The organism is Streptomyces sp. CA-135486 (genome assembly GCF_050936555.1).
Lineage (GTDB): Bacteria > Actinomycetota > Actinomycetes > Streptomycetales > Streptomycetaceae > Streptomyces.
In genome coordinates this window covers 2,043,754-2,061,424 of record NZ_JBNJMM010000002.1, presented here as the reverse complement: position 1 = coordinate 2,061,424, position 17,671 = coordinate 2,043,754, and the positions used below count along the sequence as shown (strand labels likewise).

Annotated in this window: 14 protein-coding genes; 4 read left to right on the top strand and 10 right to left on the bottom strand. The window is 69.2% G+C overall.

Annotated features, from left to right (window positions below):
• Nucleotides 1-101: 101 nt before the first annotated feature.
• The gene (locus ACQEVG_RS28790; protein WP_432989073.1) at nucleotides 102-1,412 is read right to left on the bottom strand and encodes a DUF4192 domain-containing protein; all 1,311 of its coding nucleotides are present in this window, start codon (nucleotides 1,410-1,412) and stop codon (nucleotides 102-104) included.
• 110 nt (nucleotides 1,413-1,522) lie between these two features.
• Between ACQEVG_RS28790 and ACQEVG_RS28785 the strand changes: the two genes are divergently transcribed.
• Together ACQEVG_RS28785 and ACQEVG_RS28780 are read left to right on the top strand one after the other, a co-directional pair.
• Nucleotides 1,523-3,703 (top strand): RecQ family ATP-dependent DNA helicase, encoded by a 2,181-nt coding sequence (locus ACQEVG_RS28785; RefSeq protein WP_432989070.1) that lies wholly within the window; start codon nucleotides 1,523-1,525, stop codon nucleotides 3,701-3,703.
• A gap of 228 nt (nucleotides 3,704-3,931) precedes the next feature.
• Complete coding sequence (locus ACQEVG_RS28780; RefSeq protein ID WP_432989067.1) at nucleotides 3,932-4,561, top strand: hypothetical protein; 630 nt, start codon at nucleotides 3,932-3,934, stop codon at nucleotides 4,559-4,561.
• 269 nt (nucleotides 4,562-4,830) lie between these two features.
• Here the strand turns inward: ACQEVG_RS28780 and ACQEVG_RS28775 are convergent, their stop codons facing one another.
• The 3 genes from ACQEVG_RS28775 to ACQEVG_RS28765 form a co-directional block, all read right to left on the bottom strand.
• A complete protein-coding gene (locus ACQEVG_RS28775; RefSeq protein WP_432989065.1) occupies nucleotides 4,831-5,445 on the bottom strand; it encodes a hypothetical protein in 615 nt (204 codons plus the stop codon).
• An 81-nt stretch (nucleotides 5,446-5,526) separates the two neighbouring features.
• A complete protein-coding gene (locus ACQEVG_RS28770; protein WP_432989062.1) occupies nucleotides 5,527-6,228 on the bottom strand; it encodes a ribonuclease HII in 702 nt (233 codons plus the stop codon).
• 74 nt (nucleotides 6,229-6,302) lie between these two features.
• Entirely contained in the window at nucleotides 6,303-6,929 is a 627-nt protein-coding gene (locus tag ACQEVG_RS28765) for a TetR/AcrR family transcriptional regulator (RefSeq protein WP_432989060.1), read from the bottom strand.
• A gap of 121 nt (nucleotides 6,930-7,050) precedes the next feature.
• Here ACQEVG_RS28765 and ACQEVG_RS28760 point away from each other — a divergent pair, with 121 nt between their 5' ends.
• Nucleotides 7,051-8,604 carry an MFS transporter gene (locus ACQEVG_RS28760; protein ID WP_432989058.1) on the top strand — a complete coding sequence of 518 codons (1,554 nt, stop codon included), beginning with the start codon at nucleotides 7,051-7,053 and terminating at the stop codon, nucleotides 8,602-8,604.
• Nucleotides 8,605-8,702: 98 nt separating this feature from the next.
• On the opposite strand, the gene ACQEVG_RS28755 is transcribed toward ACQEVG_RS28760, so the two are convergent.
• The 5 genes from ACQEVG_RS28755 to ACQEVG_RS28735 all read right to left on the bottom strand — a co-directional run bounded on the left by ACQEVG_RS28755 (nucleotide 8,703) and on the right by ACQEVG_RS28735 (nucleotide 13,877).
• Complete coding sequence (locus ACQEVG_RS28755) at nucleotides 8,703-10,319, bottom strand: DUF4153 domain-containing protein (RefSeq protein ID WP_432989055.1); 1,617 nt, start codon at nucleotides 10,317-10,319, stop codon at nucleotides 8,703-8,705.
• Between the two features lie 187 nt (nucleotides 10,320-10,506).
• On the bottom strand, nucleotides 10,507-11,412 hold the full coding sequence (locus tag ACQEVG_RS28750; RefSeq protein WP_432989052.1) for an ADP-ribosylglycohydrolase family protein: 906 nt from the start codon (nucleotides 11,410-11,412) through the stop codon (nucleotides 10,507-10,509).
• A 12-nt stretch (nucleotides 11,413-11,424) separates the two neighbouring features.
• The gene (locus ACQEVG_RS28745) at nucleotides 11,425-12,084 is read right to left on the bottom strand and encodes a histidine phosphatase family protein (RefSeq protein WP_432989050.1); all 660 of its coding nucleotides are present in this window, start codon (nucleotides 12,082-12,084) and stop codon (nucleotides 11,425-11,427) included.
• A gap of 200 nt (nucleotides 12,085-12,284) precedes the next feature.
• A complete protein-coding gene (locus ACQEVG_RS28740) occupies nucleotides 12,285-12,890 on the bottom strand; it encodes a YdbC family protein (protein ID WP_432989048.1) in 606 nt (201 codons plus the stop codon).
• Nucleotides 12,891-13,028: 138 nt separating this feature from the next.
• Nucleotides 13,029-13,877, bottom strand: coding sequence for an arylamine N-acetyltransferase family protein (locus tag ACQEVG_RS28735; protein ID WP_432989046.1), 849 nt, complete (start codon nucleotides 13,875-13,877; stop codon nucleotides 13,029-13,031).
• Nucleotides 13,878-14,044: 167 nt separating this feature from the next.
• Between ACQEVG_RS28735 and ACQEVG_RS28730 the strand changes: the two genes are divergently transcribed.
• Entirely contained in the window at nucleotides 14,045-14,566 is a 522-nt protein-coding gene (locus ACQEVG_RS28730) for a TerD family protein (protein WP_432989044.1), read from the top strand.
• Between the two features lie 87 nt (nucleotides 14,567-14,653).
• Here ACQEVG_RS28730 and ACQEVG_RS28725 read toward each other — a convergent pair whose 3' ends face one another.
• Nucleotides 14,654-17,542: a vitamin B12-dependent ribonucleotide reductase gene (locus tag ACQEVG_RS28725; RefSeq protein ID WP_432989042.1), complete on the bottom strand. Its 2,889-nt coding sequence runs from the start codon at nucleotides 17,540-17,542 to the stop codon at nucleotides 14,654-14,656.
• Between the last annotated feature and the right edge of the window lie 129 nt (nucleotides 17,543-17,671).

Here is a 17,671-nt window from a genome sequence, read left to right as displayed (position 1 = left end):
GCCTTCCGTGCGCTCCGGACAGCCGCTGCGAATGCGACGCCGCGGGTCGTACGACGACGACACGACGATGAACGTCGGCACGGGTGCCCAGGTCACGGGCGTCATCGTCCGCTCCTCGTGCCACGTTGCCCGCTGCGGCTCCTCCCCCGGCCGCGGTTGCCCGCCGGCGACTTCGCTGGGCCTGCCCCTGCGGGCGGGAGGCTCCTCCTGCCGACGCGCGGCCCGACCCGCCGAGGACGCGGTCGGTGTGGGCGGCCTTCTGCCTTGCTGGTCCCGGATGACTCCCGTGAGCCGCGCGCCTGGCGCAGACAACTGCGCAGGGTCTCCGGATCCAGGCCTTCATTGCAGGCCTGGTGCAGCAGGCGGGCGAAGACATACTCGGGGTCGACGCGCAGGGCTCGGCCGAGAGCCACCCGCGCTCCTGGTTCGTCACCACTTGACCAGGCCACCCAGCCGGCGAGGGTGAGCGGTGCGGCGGCATGCTCGCAGTAGGGCCCGACGCAACGGCGGGCGAGCGCCTGCCACAGACGCAGGGCGGGATCCGCGTCCGGCCCTTCCATCCATTCCGCGGCCCGGTCCCGGGTGTCCCTGTCCTGAAGACCGAGGATCACGGCAGCCGCTTCGTCATGCGTGATGAGCCGGTCATCGGCGGCGTCCGTCTCGGCCCAGCTCCCGGTCCGGGGTGTCTCAGCGATGCGTGTCATCAGTCGGCGGGCCAGCGCGAGGGTCTCCGCCGCGACCTCCTCCCGTCCCGCCCCGTCCAGAATCCTGGGCACCAGCGCGGCGCCCGCGGTGTCCAGTGCCCTCTCCTGGCCGACCGCGGCAGGAGTCGTCATGGGCGCGAGCCGGCCCTCCATCTGCCGAAGGGATCCGCGCACCTGAATGCCTGCGTAGGCTGCGGCCGCGGCCATCACCGAGGTGCCCGGCAGCGCCAGCGCGCTGCCCTCGGGCGGACAGCAGCGTGAATCGGGGCAGCAGTAGGACCAGAAGCGGCCTTCGGAGATGCAGAGCGCCTCGTGGACAGGCACGTCGAAGGTGCCGCACGCGGTCCGCAGCCGTTGCGCGAGGGGACGCAGCCGCTCCATCACCCGGCGGCTCGTCTCGCCCTCGCCCGGATCCTGGCAGAGGAAGACGACAATGCCGTCGGGCCGGGAGCCCCTGCGCTCGCTGCCCTCGATCAGACACTCGACGAGCTGGTCGGCCACCGGCGACCATTCCCGCGGCGAGAGCGGGATGCCGAGCCGCAGCCGCCCGCCGAAGCGGCCGCTGGTGCCGTGCAGCGCGACGAGCACGATGGAATCGGTCGGTTGGAAACCCATCATGTACGGGAGGGCGTCGGCCAGTTCGGCGGGGCCGCGCAGCGTGATCTGCTGCTCGTCGGCCTGACCGCTGGGGTCGTGGTGCTTGTTCATGGCACGACGGTCTCGCGGCGGCTCCGGCCCCGCGACCCCTGTGGATAACGTTATCCACAGGCTTGCGGCCTCGTTCGCGCTTTGTCGGTGTCATCGGGTTGCATGGGGTCATGACCAACGCAGACCTCGCAGATCCCGCGGAGCTCAGGGCCTCGGCCGACTCCGTTCTCGCGCGCCTCGTCTCGGACACCACCGGCACCGCCCGGCTGCGCGAGGACCAGTGGCGGGCGATCGAGGCACTCGTCGCCGACAAGCGCCGGGCGCTGGTCGTGCAGCGGACCGGCTGGGGCAAGTCCGCGGTGTATTTCGTCGCGACTTCGCTGCTGCGCGAGCGCGGCAGCGGCCCCACGGTGATCGTCTCTCCCCTGCTTGCGCTCATGCGCAACCAGGTGGAGGCGGCGGCGCGGGCCGGCATTCGGGCCCGGACCATCAACTCTTCCAACACGGAGGAGTGGGACACAGTCCAGGCCGAGGTGGCCGCGGGCGAGGTGGATGTGCTGCTGGTCAGCCCCGAGCGGCTCAACAACCCCGACTTCCGTGACCAGGTGCTGCCCAAGCTGGCCGCCGCCACCGGGCTTCTGGTGGTTGACGAGGCGCATTGCATCTCCGACTGGGGCCATGACTTCCGGCCCGACTACCGCCGGCTGCGCACGATGCTGGCGGAGCTGCCGGCCGGAGTGCCGGTACTCGCCACCACCGCGACCGCCAATGCCCGCGTCACCGCGGACGTCGCCGAGCAGCTGGGCACAGGGGCGGGCACGGACGCGCTCGTGCTGCGCGGCGCGCTGGACCGGGAGAGCCTCAGTCTCAGCGTGCTCCAGCTTCCCGATGCCGCGACCCGGCTGGCCTGGCTGGCCGATCACCTCGGCGAGCTGCCCGGCTCCGGGATCATCTACACCCTCACGGTCGCGGCTGCCGAGGAGGTCACCGCGTATCTGCGGCACTGCGGGCACACAGTGGCCTCGTACACCGGCCGCACGGAAAACGCCGACCGGCAGCAGGCCGAGGAGGATCTGCTGGCCAACCGCGTCAAGGCATTGGTCGCCACGTCCGCGCTCGGCATGGGCTTCGACAAGCCCGATCTCGGATTCGTCGTGCACCTGGGCTCGCCTTCCTCTCCCATCGCGTACTACCAGCAGGTGGGCCGTGCGGGGCGCGGCGTGAAGCACGCGGAGGTACTGCTGCTGCCGGGCCGGGAGGACGAGGCGATCTGGCAGTACTTCGCCTCGGTGGCCTTCCCGCCCGAGGAGCTGGTGCGGCGCACGCTCGACGTGCTGGGGCAGGCGGGCAGGCCGCTCTCGCTGCCGGCACTTGAGCCGCTTGTCGAGCTGCGCCGCACCCGGCTGGAGACCATGCTCAAGGTGCTCGACGTGGACGGAGCAGTGCGCCGGGTGAAGGGCGGCTGGACGACCACGGGTGAGCCCTGGTCGTACGACTCCGAGCGCTATGCGTGGGTCGCGCGGCAGCGGGAGACCGAACAGCAGGCCATGCGTGACTACGCGCGGTCGGCAGGCTGCCGGATGGAGTTCCTGAGGCGGCAGTTGGACGACGAGGAAGCGGCTCCGTGCGGGCGCTGTGACAACTGCGCGGGTGCCCGGTTCAGCGACAAGGTCTCCGACGCGGCCCTGGACGCCGCGCGGGGGGAGCTGAGCAGGCCCGGTGTGAAAGTGGAGCCCCGCAAGATGTGGCCGACCGGGCTGGCGGCGGTGGGCGTCAGCCTCAAGGGCCGAATCCCGGAAGCGGAGCAGCCCTTCGTGGGCCGGGCACTGGGCAGGCTCTCCGACATCGGCTGGGGCAACAGGCTCCGCCCGATACTCGCGGCACAGGCTTCGGACGGTCCGGTTCCGGACGACGTGGTGAAGGCTGTGGTGACGGTTCTTGCCGACTGGGCGAAGGGTCCTGGCGGATGGGCATCGGGCGCCCCGGACGCGCCGTCGCGGCCGGCCGGTGTGGTCACCGTCGCCTCGCACAGCAGGCCCCAGCTGGTCGGATCCCTCGGTGCCCGGATCGCCGAGGTGGGCCGGATGCCCTTGCTGGGGACCGTCGAGTACACGCCGGAGGCGTTGGACGGACGTATCTCGCGCACCAACAGCGCCCAGCGAGTACGGGGGTTGCACGAGGCGTTCGCCGTGCCGCCCCGACTGGCCGAGGCGCTGGTCGCGGCCGACGGACCGGTACTGCTTGTGGATGACCTTTCGGACAGCGGCTGGACCCTGGCCGTGGCGGCGCGGTTGCTGCGCAGGTCCGGCGCGAAGGGGGTGTTTCCGCTGGTCCTTGCGGTTCAGACGTGACGTGAGAGGGCATCGGAAGTGCAACTGGGCCGAGATAGGGCAGGGATATGAGCGTCATACCCGCCGATTCCTGCCGGTGCCGCCAAATTGCTCGTTGCCGCACGCCGACGAGGCAGCAAGAATTGGAACGCTCCCCGCGCGGCCCGTTCGCTGTCCGAAAGGGCCATGCCGCGGTGCGCCCTCACCCGACCCTGCCCGCACTGTGGGCGCGTATGCGAAGGGAGGACCGTGACCTTCGGATTCGCCCCGTCCGCAGCCACTTCGCTCAGCACGGCAGCCAACTCGGCCAGCCGACTCGCCAGAATGCTCGAGCCCGCCGAGTGGGCGGCGGCGGGAATCCCGCTGCTGCGCAACCCCCGCGAGGTGGTCAGCGGACTGCACACCCGGCACCGGCCGACGCCGTCGTCCGCTGTCGTCGCTGTGCTCGACCATGAGGAACGGCTCACGGCCAGTGCTTCCTTCGCCCGGCGCTCCGCTCCCGTGGACGGCTGGGAGTTCCGCAATGTGCTGCTGGCCCATCTTCGCCGGGTCATTCCGCACGATCTCCGTCGCCGCACGCCCGTGCGCACCGCGGTACTGCTCTACTGCCGCGAGGGCGACGAGCGTTGGACGGAGGAGGACGGGGCGTGGATGTGGGGGCTGCGGGACGCGTGCACTCTGCATGGGCTGCGTTGTGGTGCCTACATCACGCTGACCCGTGGTGGCTGGCAGGTACTGGGCGAGGGCAGGGGCGGCCGTCGACCCAACTCCCTGTCGTCGCCCGGCGATCTCGCCGACGTCGTGACCGACAGTGAACCGCTGCCGCTGCGCACCGCGAGCGGCGCCACGGAGGCGCTACGGCGCACGGCGGCTCGCTGACGGTGCCACATTCCGGCTGCCCACGGCATGGGCAGCCGGACCACGACCGGACCGCGGTCCAAGGGCCGCGTGATCCGCAAAGACCCCGCGGTCCGCAGACCATGCGGTCCGCCGGGACCGAACGGTCCACGAAGACCGAGCGATCTGCCGGGACCGAACGGTCCGCGGACCAGACGGTCCGCGAAGACCGAGCGGCTCCTTAAAGACCGAGCGGTTCCCAAGGACCGAGCGGTCCGCGAAAGCCGGACGGGCGGTGATTCCCGTACGGCTCAGATGCCCGTGCCGAGCACGGTGTTGATCCGCTTGGGGTCGCCGCACACGATCAGCAGCCCGGTCGCCTTCGCCAGGGCTTTCGGCAGTGCGCGGGCGGCCACGTCGTCGTCGCCACCGTTGATCGCGACCACCACCACCGGACGGGCCGAGGCCCGGTCGGCGGCAGCGGCGTCCGCGTAGAAGACGTCGTCGCGGGCCTCGTGCTGGGCCCAGTAGGCGGCTTCACCGAAGGACAGCTCGTGCGCCGCCCAGGGGTGCTGTTCACCGGTCGTGAGCACCAGGACCTCGCCCGGGGCACGGCCTGAGTCCAGCAGCAGATCGACCGCCTCGCCGGCGGCGTCGAGCGCGCCGTCCGCGGGGGCGGGGATCAGCTGGATCTGCGGTCCTGCGGGCTTCTCCGGCCGGGAATGCTGGGACTGCCCGGCGGAGGTATGCGTACGCGGCGGCGCGGGCCGGGCGGAACCGGGGCCCGGATGTCCGGGACGCGGCGAGGCCGCGGAACGCGGACCGGGTACGGGACGGGGGGCCGGCGCGGTGCGGCCTGCGGCCGGAGTGGCGCGGGGACCCTGGGCACTCTCGTGAATCTGAGGCTCCTCGGGGATGAGAGGCATGAGTGGATGTCTATCAAATGCCGGTGCGACGAGCATCGGCGGGTGGGCACATAAGTGCGAGGCCCTGATGGGAGGGCGGGTTCAGAATTCGAAGCCGAGCTGGCCCCCGCTTTCGAGTTCGGCCGCCTCCGCGGAGATGCGGACCTTCTTGAGATGCCGCCACTGGGGCAGCGCATCGAGATAGGCCCACGACAGCCGGTGGTGGGGCGTCGGCCCCAGCAGTTCCAGCGCCGCCTTGTGCACGGGAGAGGGGTAGCCGACGTTGGCGTCGAAGCCGAAGTCGGCGAACTCCCCCTGCAACTCGGCCATCATCGCGTCCCTGCGCACCTTGGCGATCACCGAGGCGGCCGCGACCGCCACGCAGGACTGGTCCCCCTTGATGACCGTACGGACCCGCCACGGGGACCCCAGATAGTTGTGCTTGCCGTCGAGGATGACCGCGTCCGGACGGACCGGAAGTGCATCCAGCGCGCGCACGGCGGCCAGCCGCAGCGCCGCTGTCATGCCCAGCTCATCGATCTCCTCCGGCGAGGCATGCCCCAGGGCATGCGCCGTGACCCACGACTCCAGCAGCCCGGCCAGCTCCGTACGGCGCTTCGGGGCGATCAGCTTGGAATCCGTGAGACCGGCGGGCGGCCTGCGCAGTCCGGTGATCGCCGCGCACACCGTGACGGGACCGGCCCACGCCCCGCGACCGACCTCGTCGACACCTGCGACGATCTTGGCGCCGGTGGTGGCTCTGATCGAGCGCTCGACTGTGTGTGTGGGTGCTTCGTACGGCATGGCGCCAGCAAGGTTACGCCGCCCGGCCCCGCCGGCGACACCCGCATTCGGATCAGTGACCGCACCCCCGGCGGTCAGCCGCTGCGGGGACTGAGCAGCGGCACCATCACCTGGTCGATCATCTCGGCGATGTCCTCGTCGGGCCATTCGCTCCCGCACACCTTCGAGCGGTACATCATCAGGCCCGGAATCACATCGAGGACCAGATCGGATGTGATGTCGGGGCGTACGTCGCCACGCGTAACGCCACGGCACACCACCTCACGGAAGAGCCGGTTCGACGGCTCGATGACACCGCGCACGATCACACCGCGGAACCGCTCGGCGGTGCTGGTGTCGCATTCGTGAAGGACCGAACGCACGGCACAACCGGCCCTCGAGTACATCGCATCCCGCACGCGCCGGCAGAGTTCGAAGAGGTCCTGGCGGATGCCCCCGTGGTCATCGGCTTCGTCCAGCGTCGGCAGTCCGGACTGCAGGGCGTCGGCGACGAGGTCCTCCTTCGACGGCCAGCGCCGATAGACGGCGGCCTTGCCCGTCTGGGCTCCGGAGGCGACCCCTTCCATGGTGAGCCCGCTCCAGCCGACCGTACTCAACTGCTCCAGTGCGGCCTCGAGGATCGCGCGTTCCAGCACGGGTCCTCGACGGCGCAGCGAGACCGGGGGCGTCTCTGCGGCGGCAGTCCAGCGCGAATTGGCCATGTTCTTCTCTCCGTTGGGGACTGGAGGTTCAGTGAACGCTTGCGTTCACTGACGGGGATTCTCTACGGTGGACAAGACAGTGAACGGATGCGTTCACTAACGCACTTGTGAGGGACCCATAGTGACAACCTCTCAGTTAACTGCTCCAAGCGAGCCAGGCGCGGCCCGCAGACAGGGACGCCCGGGAATCGCCCTCGCCGTCATCGCCGCTCTGCAGCTCATGGTGGTCCTCGACACGACCATTGTGAATATTGCCCTTCCGCACATCCAAGGGGCACTTGAGTTCACCACGACCCAGCTGTCCTGGGTGGTCAACGCCTACACCCTCACCTTCGGCGGGCTGTTGCTGCTCGGCGGACGGGCGGGCGACATCCTCGGCCGCCGCAGAGTGTTCGTCTTCGGGGTGCTGCTCTTCACCTTCGCCTCGCTGCTGTGCGGCATCGCACAGGAACCCTGGCAGATGCTCGCCGCCCGTGCGCTCCAGGGCGTCGGCGGCGCCATCGCCTCACCCACGGCGCTCGCGCTCATCACCACGACCTTCCGCGAAGGCCCCGAACGCAACCGTGCGTTCGGCATCTTCGCGGCGGTCTCGGCCAGTGGCGCGGCCATCGGCCTGCTCGCCGGCGGCATGCTCACCGAGTGGCTGAACTGGCGCTGGGTGTTCTACGTCAATCTGCCGATCGGCATTCTGATCGCTGTCCTCGCGCCGGTGTTCATCAATGAGTCCGAGCGGCACACCGGCCGGTTCGACATCGCGGGCGCGCTCACCTCGACCGCGGGCATGGCGTCCCTGGTCTATGGCTTCATCCGGGCCTCCGAGGACGGCTGGACCGACAGGCTCACCCTGGGCGCCTTCGTGGCGGCGGTCGTCCTTCTCACGGCGTTCGTACTGACCGAGCGGCGGGCGCGGGAGCCGATCACGCCGCTGCGGATGTTCGCCGACCGCAACCGTTCAGGCACGTATCTGATCATGATGAGCCTCGCCGCGGCGATGTTCGGCATGTTCTTCTTCATCGTGCTGTTCGTGCAGAACGTGCTGGACTACAGCCCCATCGCCTCCGGTCTCGCATTCCTCCCGGTCACGGTGATGATCGTGACTGCCGCCGGTATCTCTTCGCAGTTGCTGCCGAAGCTCGGGCCAAAGCCATTCCTTGCCGCGGGTGCTGTGTTCACCGGGAGCGGCATGGCGTGGCTGACCGCACTGGACCCGGGCAGCTCGTATCTGGGCGGGATACTGGGGCCGATGCTGCTCTTCGGATTCGGCATGGGTCTGGTGTTCGTGACGGCGACGCTCACAGCGGTCTCGGGCGTGGCGCAGCATGAGTCGGGCGCGGCCTCCAGTCTGCTCAACGCCACACAGATGGTGGGTGGTTCCCTGGGACTGTCGATTCTTATGACGGTCTTCAGCACCGCCGGCCGCAATGAGGCGAAGCGTCAACTGCCGTCTTTCCTGGCGGATTCGAGCCCCGCCCAGAAGGCGGCCTTCGCGAAGACGCATGAGCTGCCGCCGCCGTGGGGACACCAAGTGCTCGCCGAAGGCATTGCGACGGCGTTCTGGGCGGGGGTGGGTCTGGTCGGACTCGCCGTGTTGACCGCGCTGTTCGTCGTCAGGGTGCGCAAGAGCGACCTGGAGGCGCTCAGCGGGTCGACGGGCGCGGGAGGACACGCCGCCTGAGCCGGCCGCCCCAAAGAACGCACAGGGCCGAGGTGCGGGCCGTACACGGGGGTTACGGCCCGCACCTCATCTCCGCCCTCAGTCGTCAGTAGTTCGCCCTAGTCGCGGTAGTCGTACGGCCCGATCTCGCCGTCCTGATCGATCTCGCCGTCCTGATCGAACTCGGCGTCTTCGTCGTACTGCCGGCGGTCTTCCTCGGCGCACGCGTACCTAGAGGTGTCGGCTTTCCGTTCCGCCAGGATTTTTCGTGCCCGCGACTCGCCCCAACTGGTCGCGTACCAGGGCTTGTCGTTGTCCTCCAGATTTCTCGCGATACCTTCGAGGGCGCAGGAGCGCACAGGCTCCGGCAGCTTGTCGAGGGCCGGAACAGCGTCCGCGGACAGCCCCTGGAAGTAGCCGACGTCGATTTTCCCGGTCTTCTGGTAGCGCTGTACGTTCCGTTCGGCGACCATCCCGTCCGGGGACAGCAGGCCGAATACGAGGACTGCGGCCGCAGCGCTCGCGGCGACGGCGCGCGGCAGCCACTTCGCGCCGAAGACGCCGGCCGCGATGATCAGGACGATCACCAGACCGAGCCACACTTCCATCGCCGCCACCGAAACCCGCAGCCTCGTAAGCCCGTACGCGTCGACGTACAGATCCATCCGGCGCAGCGCCGATGCCACCACGACGAGCGTGAGCAGGCACAGGGTTCCGAGGACGGCTCGCACCAGGGTTCGGTCGCGGGCACCGTCGCGCGGCGCCCAGCGCAGCGCGAGCGCGATCACGAGCAGCGTCAGCAGGGTCGCGAAAAGCAGCTGCCAGAAGCCCTGGCGTGCGTACTGCGAGTACGTCAGTCCGGTCTCCCGCAGCACCTTCCCGTATCCGCCGAAGAGCACCGCGAGCTGAACGGCGATGAAGACCGCGAAGAGGAGGTCGAGCACGATGAGCGGCAGCGCCCACTCCCAGCGGGCGCGGGCCCGGCCGGGGCGCACGGTGATGCGGTCCCAGCGCATCGGTGCGGCCGCGGTGCGCGCGGCGGCCAGCGCTCCCACCAGGCCGAGAGCGAAGAGGAAGAAGCGCCAGGGGCCGTCGGCCACCGAGACGTCGGGTATCAGCCCGCCGAGCAGATCGGCGAAGGCGGCGTCGGCGCCCGCGAACAGCGCGCCGAAGACGATGAGCAGTACCGCGGCCACCGCCGCCGTACGCACCACGGGGCCCCAGCGGTCCTGCGCGCCGCCCGCCCGCTCGCGCATTCCCCACCAACCCCAGGCCATGCCCGGCGCGATCGAGTCCAGCAGGCCGAGCGAACCGAGGAGTACGCCCGGCCAGGTACGGCCGCCGTGCAGCGCGAGAGATCCCGCCGCAAGCGCGCTGACGACCGCGAGGAAGGTCGGCCAGCCCGCGTCCCTCAGCACCGGCACGACGAGCAGCGCGAGCCCGGCAACCGCCCATACAAGGGTCCAGGGGCGGAGCCGGCGGCCTGCCGTGCGTGCGGCGAAGTACGCCGCGAGGGCGGCAGGCACCACCACGATCAGCAGATTCAGTCCCAGCCCGGCGCCCAGCAGAAGTGCGCTGAGCAGAGCGGTGGCCAGGGCAGACCAGAGCGTCGCGACGGGCACGGGGGCCGGTGGGCCGGGGCGTATCCGTGCACGCTCTTTTGGCGGAAGATCCTCCGGCTCCTCGCTCTGACCGGGCTCGAGAACCGACGGCTCTGTGGCCGGTACGTCTGACACGGGACCCCCTCCCGACCGGATCGCCGCGCATGCCGGGGGCGGACGTGCGACCGGTGTCTCGTTGCGCACTCTCCTGGTGATCAGCTCGGAGTACGTGACGGACAGGCTAGCGGCGGAGTGCCGGGTCGACTCCCCTGGGGCGCCGGTGCCCGGACCGCGACCCGGCCACGCCCGCGACGTCAACGGGTCAGTGGGCCCGGTCGGGCACCCACTCCGGCAGGGCTTCGGTCTGCTCCAGCCAGTCGGCCGGGGGCTGCCCCGACTTGCCCGCGGCGACGACTCCACAGGTGATGGCACAGGTGGTGTCCACGTCACCGCCCGCCTGGGCGGTCGTCCAGAAGGCACTCTCGAAGTCGCCCAGCGAACGGGCCGCGGACCACAGCGCGAACGGCACGGTGTCATGGGCACTGGACCGCCGACCGCTGCCGAGGACGGCGGCGACGGTCCCGGCGTCGCCGTAGTCGAGCATGTCGCGTGCCCGGCGCAGGCCTGCCCCCACCGCGCTGCGCGGCACCAGCGCGACGACGCCGTCGAGCAGGTCCACGGGCTCCGGCGGCCCGGCCGGATCCGCGACGAGCGCGGCAGCCGCCGCCACCGCCATGGCGCCGACCACGGCCTCACGGTGCTGATGGGTGGTGTACGAGGAGATCTCGGCCTGGTGCGTGGCCTGCTCCGGATCGCCCGCGTACCAGGCGCCGAGCGGTGCGACGCGCATCGCGGAGCCGTTGCCCCACGAGCCCTGCCCCTTGAAGAGCGCGGCTGCCAGCTCCCGCCAGTCGCCGCCCTCCCCGATCAGCCGGAGCAGCCGGCTGACGGCGTGGCCATAGCCGCGATCGAAGTCGTAGTGCTCGGCAAAGGACCGGGCGAGCGCGTCCTGGTCCACCCGGTCGTGGGCCGCGAGGACTGCCAATACCGAGCAGGCCATCTCGGTGTCGTCGGTCCACTGCCAGGTTCCTGGTGGCAGCTCGCATCGCTTCACCAGCGGATAGTTCGACGGAACGAAGAACCGGGAGCCCAGGGCGTCTCCCACGGACAGTCCGCGCAGGCTGTCCAGGGCGCGTTCGAGGCGCTGGTCGCGAGAGGAGTCGGTCATCTTCCTGCCACTCTATCCGGTGACGCCGTACGGCTCGGGGGTGCGCCAGCGCTTGAACGGCTGGTCAAGCGTGTAGCGACCGTCCTCGCCGAGCTGCAGAATCCGCATCTCGGCGTTGTCCGGGTTCGACAGCGATTCGAATTCCGCGACCGACCAGTGGAACCAACGCATGCAGAACAGGCGCATGGTCAGCCCGTGCGTCACCAGAAGGACGTTCGGCGGATGGTCCGGCGACTCGAAGCTCCGGTAGAGGCTCTCCAGAAAGGACCCGACCCGGTCGTACACATCCGCGCCCGACTCGCCCTGCGCGAAGCGGTAGAAGAAGTGACCGTAGGCGTCCCGGTACGCCTTCTGCAGCCGCACGTCGTCCCTGTCCTGCCAGTTCCCCCAGTCCTGCTCACGCAGCCGGGGCTCCTCCCTGATCCGTACCAGCTCCGGGTCGAGGGCGAAGGCACGGAAGGTCTCATGGGTGCGGCGGTAGGGCGAGACATAGACGCTGACGCGCTCGCGCCCGAACAGCTCACGCAGTCGTGCGCCCGTCGACTCGGCCTGGGCCCAGCCGGTCCGGGTCAGCGGCAGCGCATGGTCGGGCTCGCGTTCGTACACGGTGTCATCGGCATTTCCCTCCGACTCGCCATGCCGGACGAGGACGATGCGTCGCGGTCTTGCCATGTCTTGACAGTAGATCGCTCCGGACGACGTCGAGCAGTCGGGTCCGAGTCCATCCGGCGTATCGGCCGGTGCGGCGGGGACAGCGGGTGGTCGGCAGCGGCCCGTCGCAGGTGGGGCGAGCGGAGCCCGCGGTCCGCAGCGACCGTTCGCCGGTGAGGCGGGTGGTCCCGGTGCTCGGGGCGGCCGGCCGGCGCCCGGCTTCAGACCGTCCACGAAGGCTCGAGCTCCACCACATCACCGGCCAGCGCCGCGACATCCGCCTCCGTCTGCGCGCGCAGCAGCAGCCGCTCCACCCGCTCCCTGCGGTACTTCCCGTGCTCGGCCGCCGACTGCCACATCGACATCACCAGGAACTCGCTCCCCGGCGCCTCCCCGAACAACCCGCGCACCATCCCGGGTGACCCGGCCATGGCCGGGTTCCACACCTTCTCCTGCATCAGCGCGTAGTGCTCGACCCGGTCCTCGCGGACCCTGCAGTGCGCGACGCGCACCACGTCCGCGTCTGTGAACCGCGGCTCGAACCCCGTCTTCACATCGAAGCGGTAGTCGAACAGCTTGACCTGCATGTCCTTGTACGTCCCTGACTGTCCGGCCGCCAGCCGGTCATGGGAGCGCGCCATGAAGGAGTCGTAGAACGCCCGGCTCTCCCAGAAGGCAAAGACATGCACGACATTCTGCCGCCCTCTGCTCCACCCACCGCCCTGTCCCCGGAATCCCGGCTCACCCAGCAGCCCCGCCCACTTCCGCTGTCCCCGCTCGAACCCACGACGGTCCACCACGGTGCAGCGAATCCACTTGACCAGCACCGCGCCATCGTACGGCGCGCAACGTGGCCCCGGTCACTCTCCTGCGGAGTGCACTCGCACCCGGCCGGCCGAATCCTCGGCATCCAGTTCGATCCTGAACACATCAGCCAGGATCTGCACCCACTCCGCCGCCGGAACTCAATGCGGGTCCCCACCCCGCTCGCTCCGCTCATTCAGCTCGCTCAGGGCGCGCAGCCGAACCGCGTCCTCGGTATCCAGCTCGATGCCGAAGACCTCGTTCAGTACGGGGATCAGCTCACTCGCCGGCACCCTGCGACTCTCATTCGTGCCGTTCGTATGCGAGACGCTCAATTCGCCGCGCAGCAAGGTATGACGCACCTGAGGGCCGGGCTTCTGCGCCACCACCTGACCGACGAACCGTGACTGCGGATGTGTCGAGCTGTAGTGGTTCATGACCATGAAATCTTCGGGATAGAGCGTTTGGGGAGCGAACGCGTACATATCGGCCCACCCTTCGGGGCCGAGAGTCCGCAGTACGTGAATACCTTCGTCCTCCGTGGTGATCCCGAAGGTCCACCCTCCCTGCTCCACCACGACGCCATCCCTCAAGCGCACCGGCTCCAGAATGCCCAGGCTGCCGAAACCCGTGTCGGCGAGCCAGGGTTCGCCGTCCACCGTGACCACCAGGACGGCATGCGTCACAGGCCGCCTCCGGGCTGTGTTCGCCCTGACCCGGGCCCCGCGCCCGGCCACCTGGAAGCCGATCCTCTCCAGCACGGCGGCGAACAGGGAGTTCTGCTCGTAGCAGTAGCCACCGCGCCGCCGGCCGACCAGCTTCACCTGCAGGCTCTTCAGATCCAGCGGCACATGGCGACCGAGCGCCACTTCCAGGTTCTCGAAGGGAATCGCCGCGACATGCGCCCGCTGAAGCGCCCGCAGCGTCTCCAGGTCCGCCGCGACCTGCCCTGCGTATCCGATACGTGCCAAGTACGCGTCCAGATCCAGCTCTTCGCTGCTCCAGATCATGATCCCCACCCCCGTGAACAGTCCGGCGACCCCGAGCGGCGCCGCCCTGGACAATGATCGCCATGACGGCGCTGCACACCAACCCGTTTGCCCGGCTGGACGTGACAGCATGGTCAACCGATGCACAGCACCTGGCAGTTCGGTGAATCACGGGAAAGGGGAGTCCGGTGAGCAGTTTCAACAAGGGGGTCCGGAAGGCCGAGGTAACCCTCAGGTGGGATCCGAGCCCCCTCGGTCAGCCCGCGCATGATCTCGACATCGTCGCCGCGACATACCGCGCGGACGCCCCGCACGGCGAGCCTGAGTACGTCGTGCATTTCGACAGCCGGTCGCCGGACGGCACCATCATCCTGGTCAGGGACAGCAAGACGGGTCAGGGTTTTGGTCCCGACGAGGTCATGACGCTGGAGTTCGACCGCCTGGCGGCCACGTACGGGCGCGTCGTCGTGGGCGTGGTCATACAGCAGCGGGACGGTCGGACAGTGTTCGCCGACGTCGCGAACGCCCTCGTGTGCGTTCTGGAGGGGCACATCGAGCTGGGCAGGAGTGACTTCGCCGACGTGGCCGGGTCCACGGCCGCGGTCGTCGGCGAGTTCACACGCGGCGAGGCGGGCGAGTGGGAATTCCACCGGACCGTCCGCGGATTCGACGCGGAGCCGCAGGAGTTCGTGTCCCTGATGGGCGCCTGACGGCACCAGTACTTACTGAGCACGAGAAGGGGTGCCGGCACCGTGCCGACGCCCCTTCTCCCAGCTACTGCGTGCTACAGGTGGCGATCAGCTGCAGCCGCTGGTCGAGCCGCAGCCCTCGCAGATGTAGCAGGAGCCCGCCCGCTGCATCTTCGTCCCGCAGGAGAAGCACAGCGGCGCGTCCGCGCTGATGCCCAGCTGCATCTCGACGAGCTCCGCCGAGGTGTGCGCCTCCTTCGGGGCCGGAGCCTCCACCGGGGGAGCCACGGCAACGGCCTTCAGGGGCTCCTGCTGACGCGGGGCGGACTGGGCCAGACCCTCCACGTCCATGTCCTCGTCGGACGGCTCGTACGAACCGGTCTCCAGGTGACGCTGACGCTCCTCGGCCGAGTGGATGCCGAGCGCCGAGCGCGTCTCGAAGGGCAGGAAGTCCAGCGCCAGGCGGCGGAAGATGTAGTCGACGATCGACTGCGCCATCCGCACGTCCGGGTCGTCCGTCATTCCGGCCGGCTCGAAGCGCATGTTGGTGAACTTCGAGACGTACGTCTCCAGCGGAACGCCGTACTGCAGACCCACCGAGACGGCGATCGAGAAGGCGTCCATCATGCCCGCGAGGGTCGAGCCCTGCTTCGACATCTTCAGGAAGACCTCGCCGAGACCGTCGTCCGGGTAGGAGTTGGCGGTCATGTAGCCCTCGGCGCCGCCCACCGTGAAGGAGGTGGTGATGCCGGGACGGCCCTTGGGGAGGCGCTTACGGACGGGGCGGTACTCGACGACCTTCTCGACCGCGGCCCGGATCGTCTCCTCGGCCTTCTCAGTGACCTCGGCCTTCTCCTTCTCCTTCGTCTTGGCGGAGAGGGGCTGGCCGACCTTGCAGTTGTCGCGGTAGATCGCGAGCGCCTTGACGCCCATCTTCCACGCCTCGAAGTAGACCTCTTCGACGTCCTCGACAGTGGCCGTCTCCGGCAGGTTGACGGTCTTGGAGAGGGCGCCGGAGATCCACGGCTGGATGGCCGCCATCATGCGGACATGGCCCATCGCGGAGATGGAGCGCTCCCCCATCGCGCAGTCGAAGACCTCGTAGTGCTCGGTCTTCAGGCCGGGAGCGTCGATCACATTGCCGTGGTCGGCGATGTGGGCGACGATCGCCTCGATCTGCTCCTCCTGGTAGCCCAGGCGGCGCAGCGCCTGCGGGACGGTGCCGTTGACGATCTGCATCGAGCCGCCGCCGACCAGCTTCTTGAACTTGACCAGGGCGAGGTCGGGCTCGAGGCCGGTGGTGTCGCAGGACATCGCGAGACCGATGGTGCCGGTGGGCGCGATGACCGAGGCCTGCGCGTTGCGGAAGCCGTTCTTCTCGCCGAGGCGGATCACGTCCTGCCAGGCCTCCGTGGCGGCGGCCCAGATCGGCGTGTCCAGGTCGTCCATGCGGACGGCCACGGCGTTGGCGTCGGAGTGCTGCTTCATGACGCGCTTGTGCGGCGCTGCGTTGCGGGCATAGCCGTCGTACGGACCGACGACCGCGGCGAGTTCGGCGGAGCGCCGGTACGAGGTACCCGTCATCAGCGAGGTGATGGCACCGGCGAGCGCGCGGCCGCCGTCCGAGTCGTACGCGTGACCCGTGGCCATCAGCAGGGCGCCGAGGTTGGCGTAGCCGATGCCGAGCTGGCGGAAGGCCCGGGTGTTCTCGCCGATCTTCTGCGTCGGGAAGTCCGCGAAGCAGATCGAGATGTCCATCGCGGTGATGACCAGCTCGACGACCTTGGCGAACCGCTCGACGTCGAAGGACTGGTGGCCCTCGCTGTCGTCCTTGAGGAACTTCATCAGGTTCAGCGACGCCAGGTTGCACGAGGTGTTGTCCAGGTGCATGTACTCACTGCACGGGTTCGAGCCGTTGATCCGGCCGGACTCGGGGCAGGTGTGCCAGTGGTTGATGGTGTCGTCGTACTGGATGCCGGGGTCGGCGCAGGCCCAGGCGGCCTCGGCCATCTTGCGGAAGAGCGTCTTGGCCTCGACCTCCTCGATGACGTCACCGGTCATCCGGGCACGCAGGCCGAACTTGCCACCGGTTTCGACGGCCTTCATGAACTCGTCGTTCACACGGACCGAGTTGTTGGCGTTCTGGTACTGGACGGACGTGATGTCGTCGCCGCCCAGGTCCATGTCGAAGCCCGCGTCACGCAGAGCGCGGATCTTCTCCTCTTCCTTGACCTTGGTCTCGATGAAGCCCTCGATGTCGGGGTGGTCGACGTCGAGGATGACCATCTTGGCCGCGCGCCGGGTCGCGCCGCCCGACTTGATCGTCCCCGCGGACGCGTCGGCGCCGCGCATGAAGGAGACGGGGCCGGAGGCGTTGCCGCCGGAGGAGAGCAGCTCCTTGGAGGAGCGGATCCGGGAGAGGTTCAGACCGGCGCCCGAGCCGCCCTTGAAGATCATCCCCTCTTCCTTGTACCAGTCGAGGATCGACTCCATGGAGTCGTCGACGGCCAGGATGAAGCAGGCCGAGACCTGCTGCGGCTGGGGCGTGCCGACGTTGAACCACACCGGCGAGTTGAAGCTGAAGATCTGGTGCAGGAGGGCGTACGCCAGCTCGTGCTCGAAGATCTCGGCGTCGGCGGGCGAGGCGAAGTAGTTGTAGTCCTCGCCGGCCTTCCGGTAGGTCTTCACGATCCGGTCGATCAGCTGCTTGAGACCGGTCTCGCGCTGCGGGGTGCCCACGGCCCCGCGGAAATACTTGCTGGTGACGATGTTGACCGCGTTCACCGACCAGAAGTCGGGGAACTCGACGCCACGCTGGTCGAAGTTGACCGAGCCGTCGCGCCAGTTGGTCATGACGACGTCACGACGCTCCCAGACCACCTCGTCGTACGGATGCACGCCGGGGGTGGTGTGGATTCGCTCGATACGCAGTCCCTTGCTCGCCTTGGATCCCTTGGCTCGGGACCCTCGCGCCGGGCCGCTCGTCGTCTCTGTCATGCCGCCTCCCATATACGGGCAAAAACGCTCTGAAGTGCCCAGATCTTCCCGTGGCACAGTCTTGTCTGATGCCGCGGGCGCCGCGCACAGCGCCCGTGACAGGTCTTCTTGCCGCCCTGCTGCCGATCG

Bases quoted from the DNA above. Each gene is read 5' to 3' on its own strand.
- ACQEVG_RS28790 (WP_432989073.1), bottom strand. From the start codon at position 1,412: ATGAACAAGCACCACGACCCCAGCGGTCAGGCCGACGAGCAGCAGATC.
- ACQEVG_RS28785 (WP_432989070.1), top strand. From the start codon at position 1,523: ATGACCAACGCAGACCTCGCAGATCCCGCGGAGCTCAGGGCCTCGGCC.
- ACQEVG_RS28775 (WP_432989065.1), bottom strand. From the start codon at position 5,445: ATGCCTCTCATCCCCGAGGAGCCTCAGATTCACGAGAGTGCCCAGGGT.
- ACQEVG_RS28770 (WP_432989062.1), bottom strand. From the start codon at position 6,228: ATGCCGTACGAAGCACCCACACACACAGTCGAGCGCTCGATCAGAGCC.
- ACQEVG_RS28765 (WP_432989060.1), bottom strand. From the start codon at position 6,929: ATGGCCAATTCGCGCTGGACTGCCGCCGCAGAGACGCCCCCGGTCTCG.
- ACQEVG_RS28750 (WP_432989052.1), bottom strand. From the start codon at position 11,412: ATGACCGACTCCTCTCGCGACCAGCGCCTCGAACGCGCCCTGGACAGC.
- ACQEVG_RS28745 (WP_432989050.1), bottom strand. From the start codon at position 12,084: ATGGCAAGACCGCGACGCATCGTCCTCGTCCGGCATGGCGAGTCGGAG.
- ACQEVG_RS28735 (WP_432989046.1), bottom strand. From the start codon at position 13,877: ATGATCTGGAGCAGCGAAGAGCTGGATCTGGACGCGTACTTGGCACGT.
- ACQEVG_RS28725 (WP_432989042.1), bottom strand. From the start codon at position 17,542: ATGACAGAGACGACGAGCGGCCCGGCGCGAGGGTCCCGAGCCAAGGGA.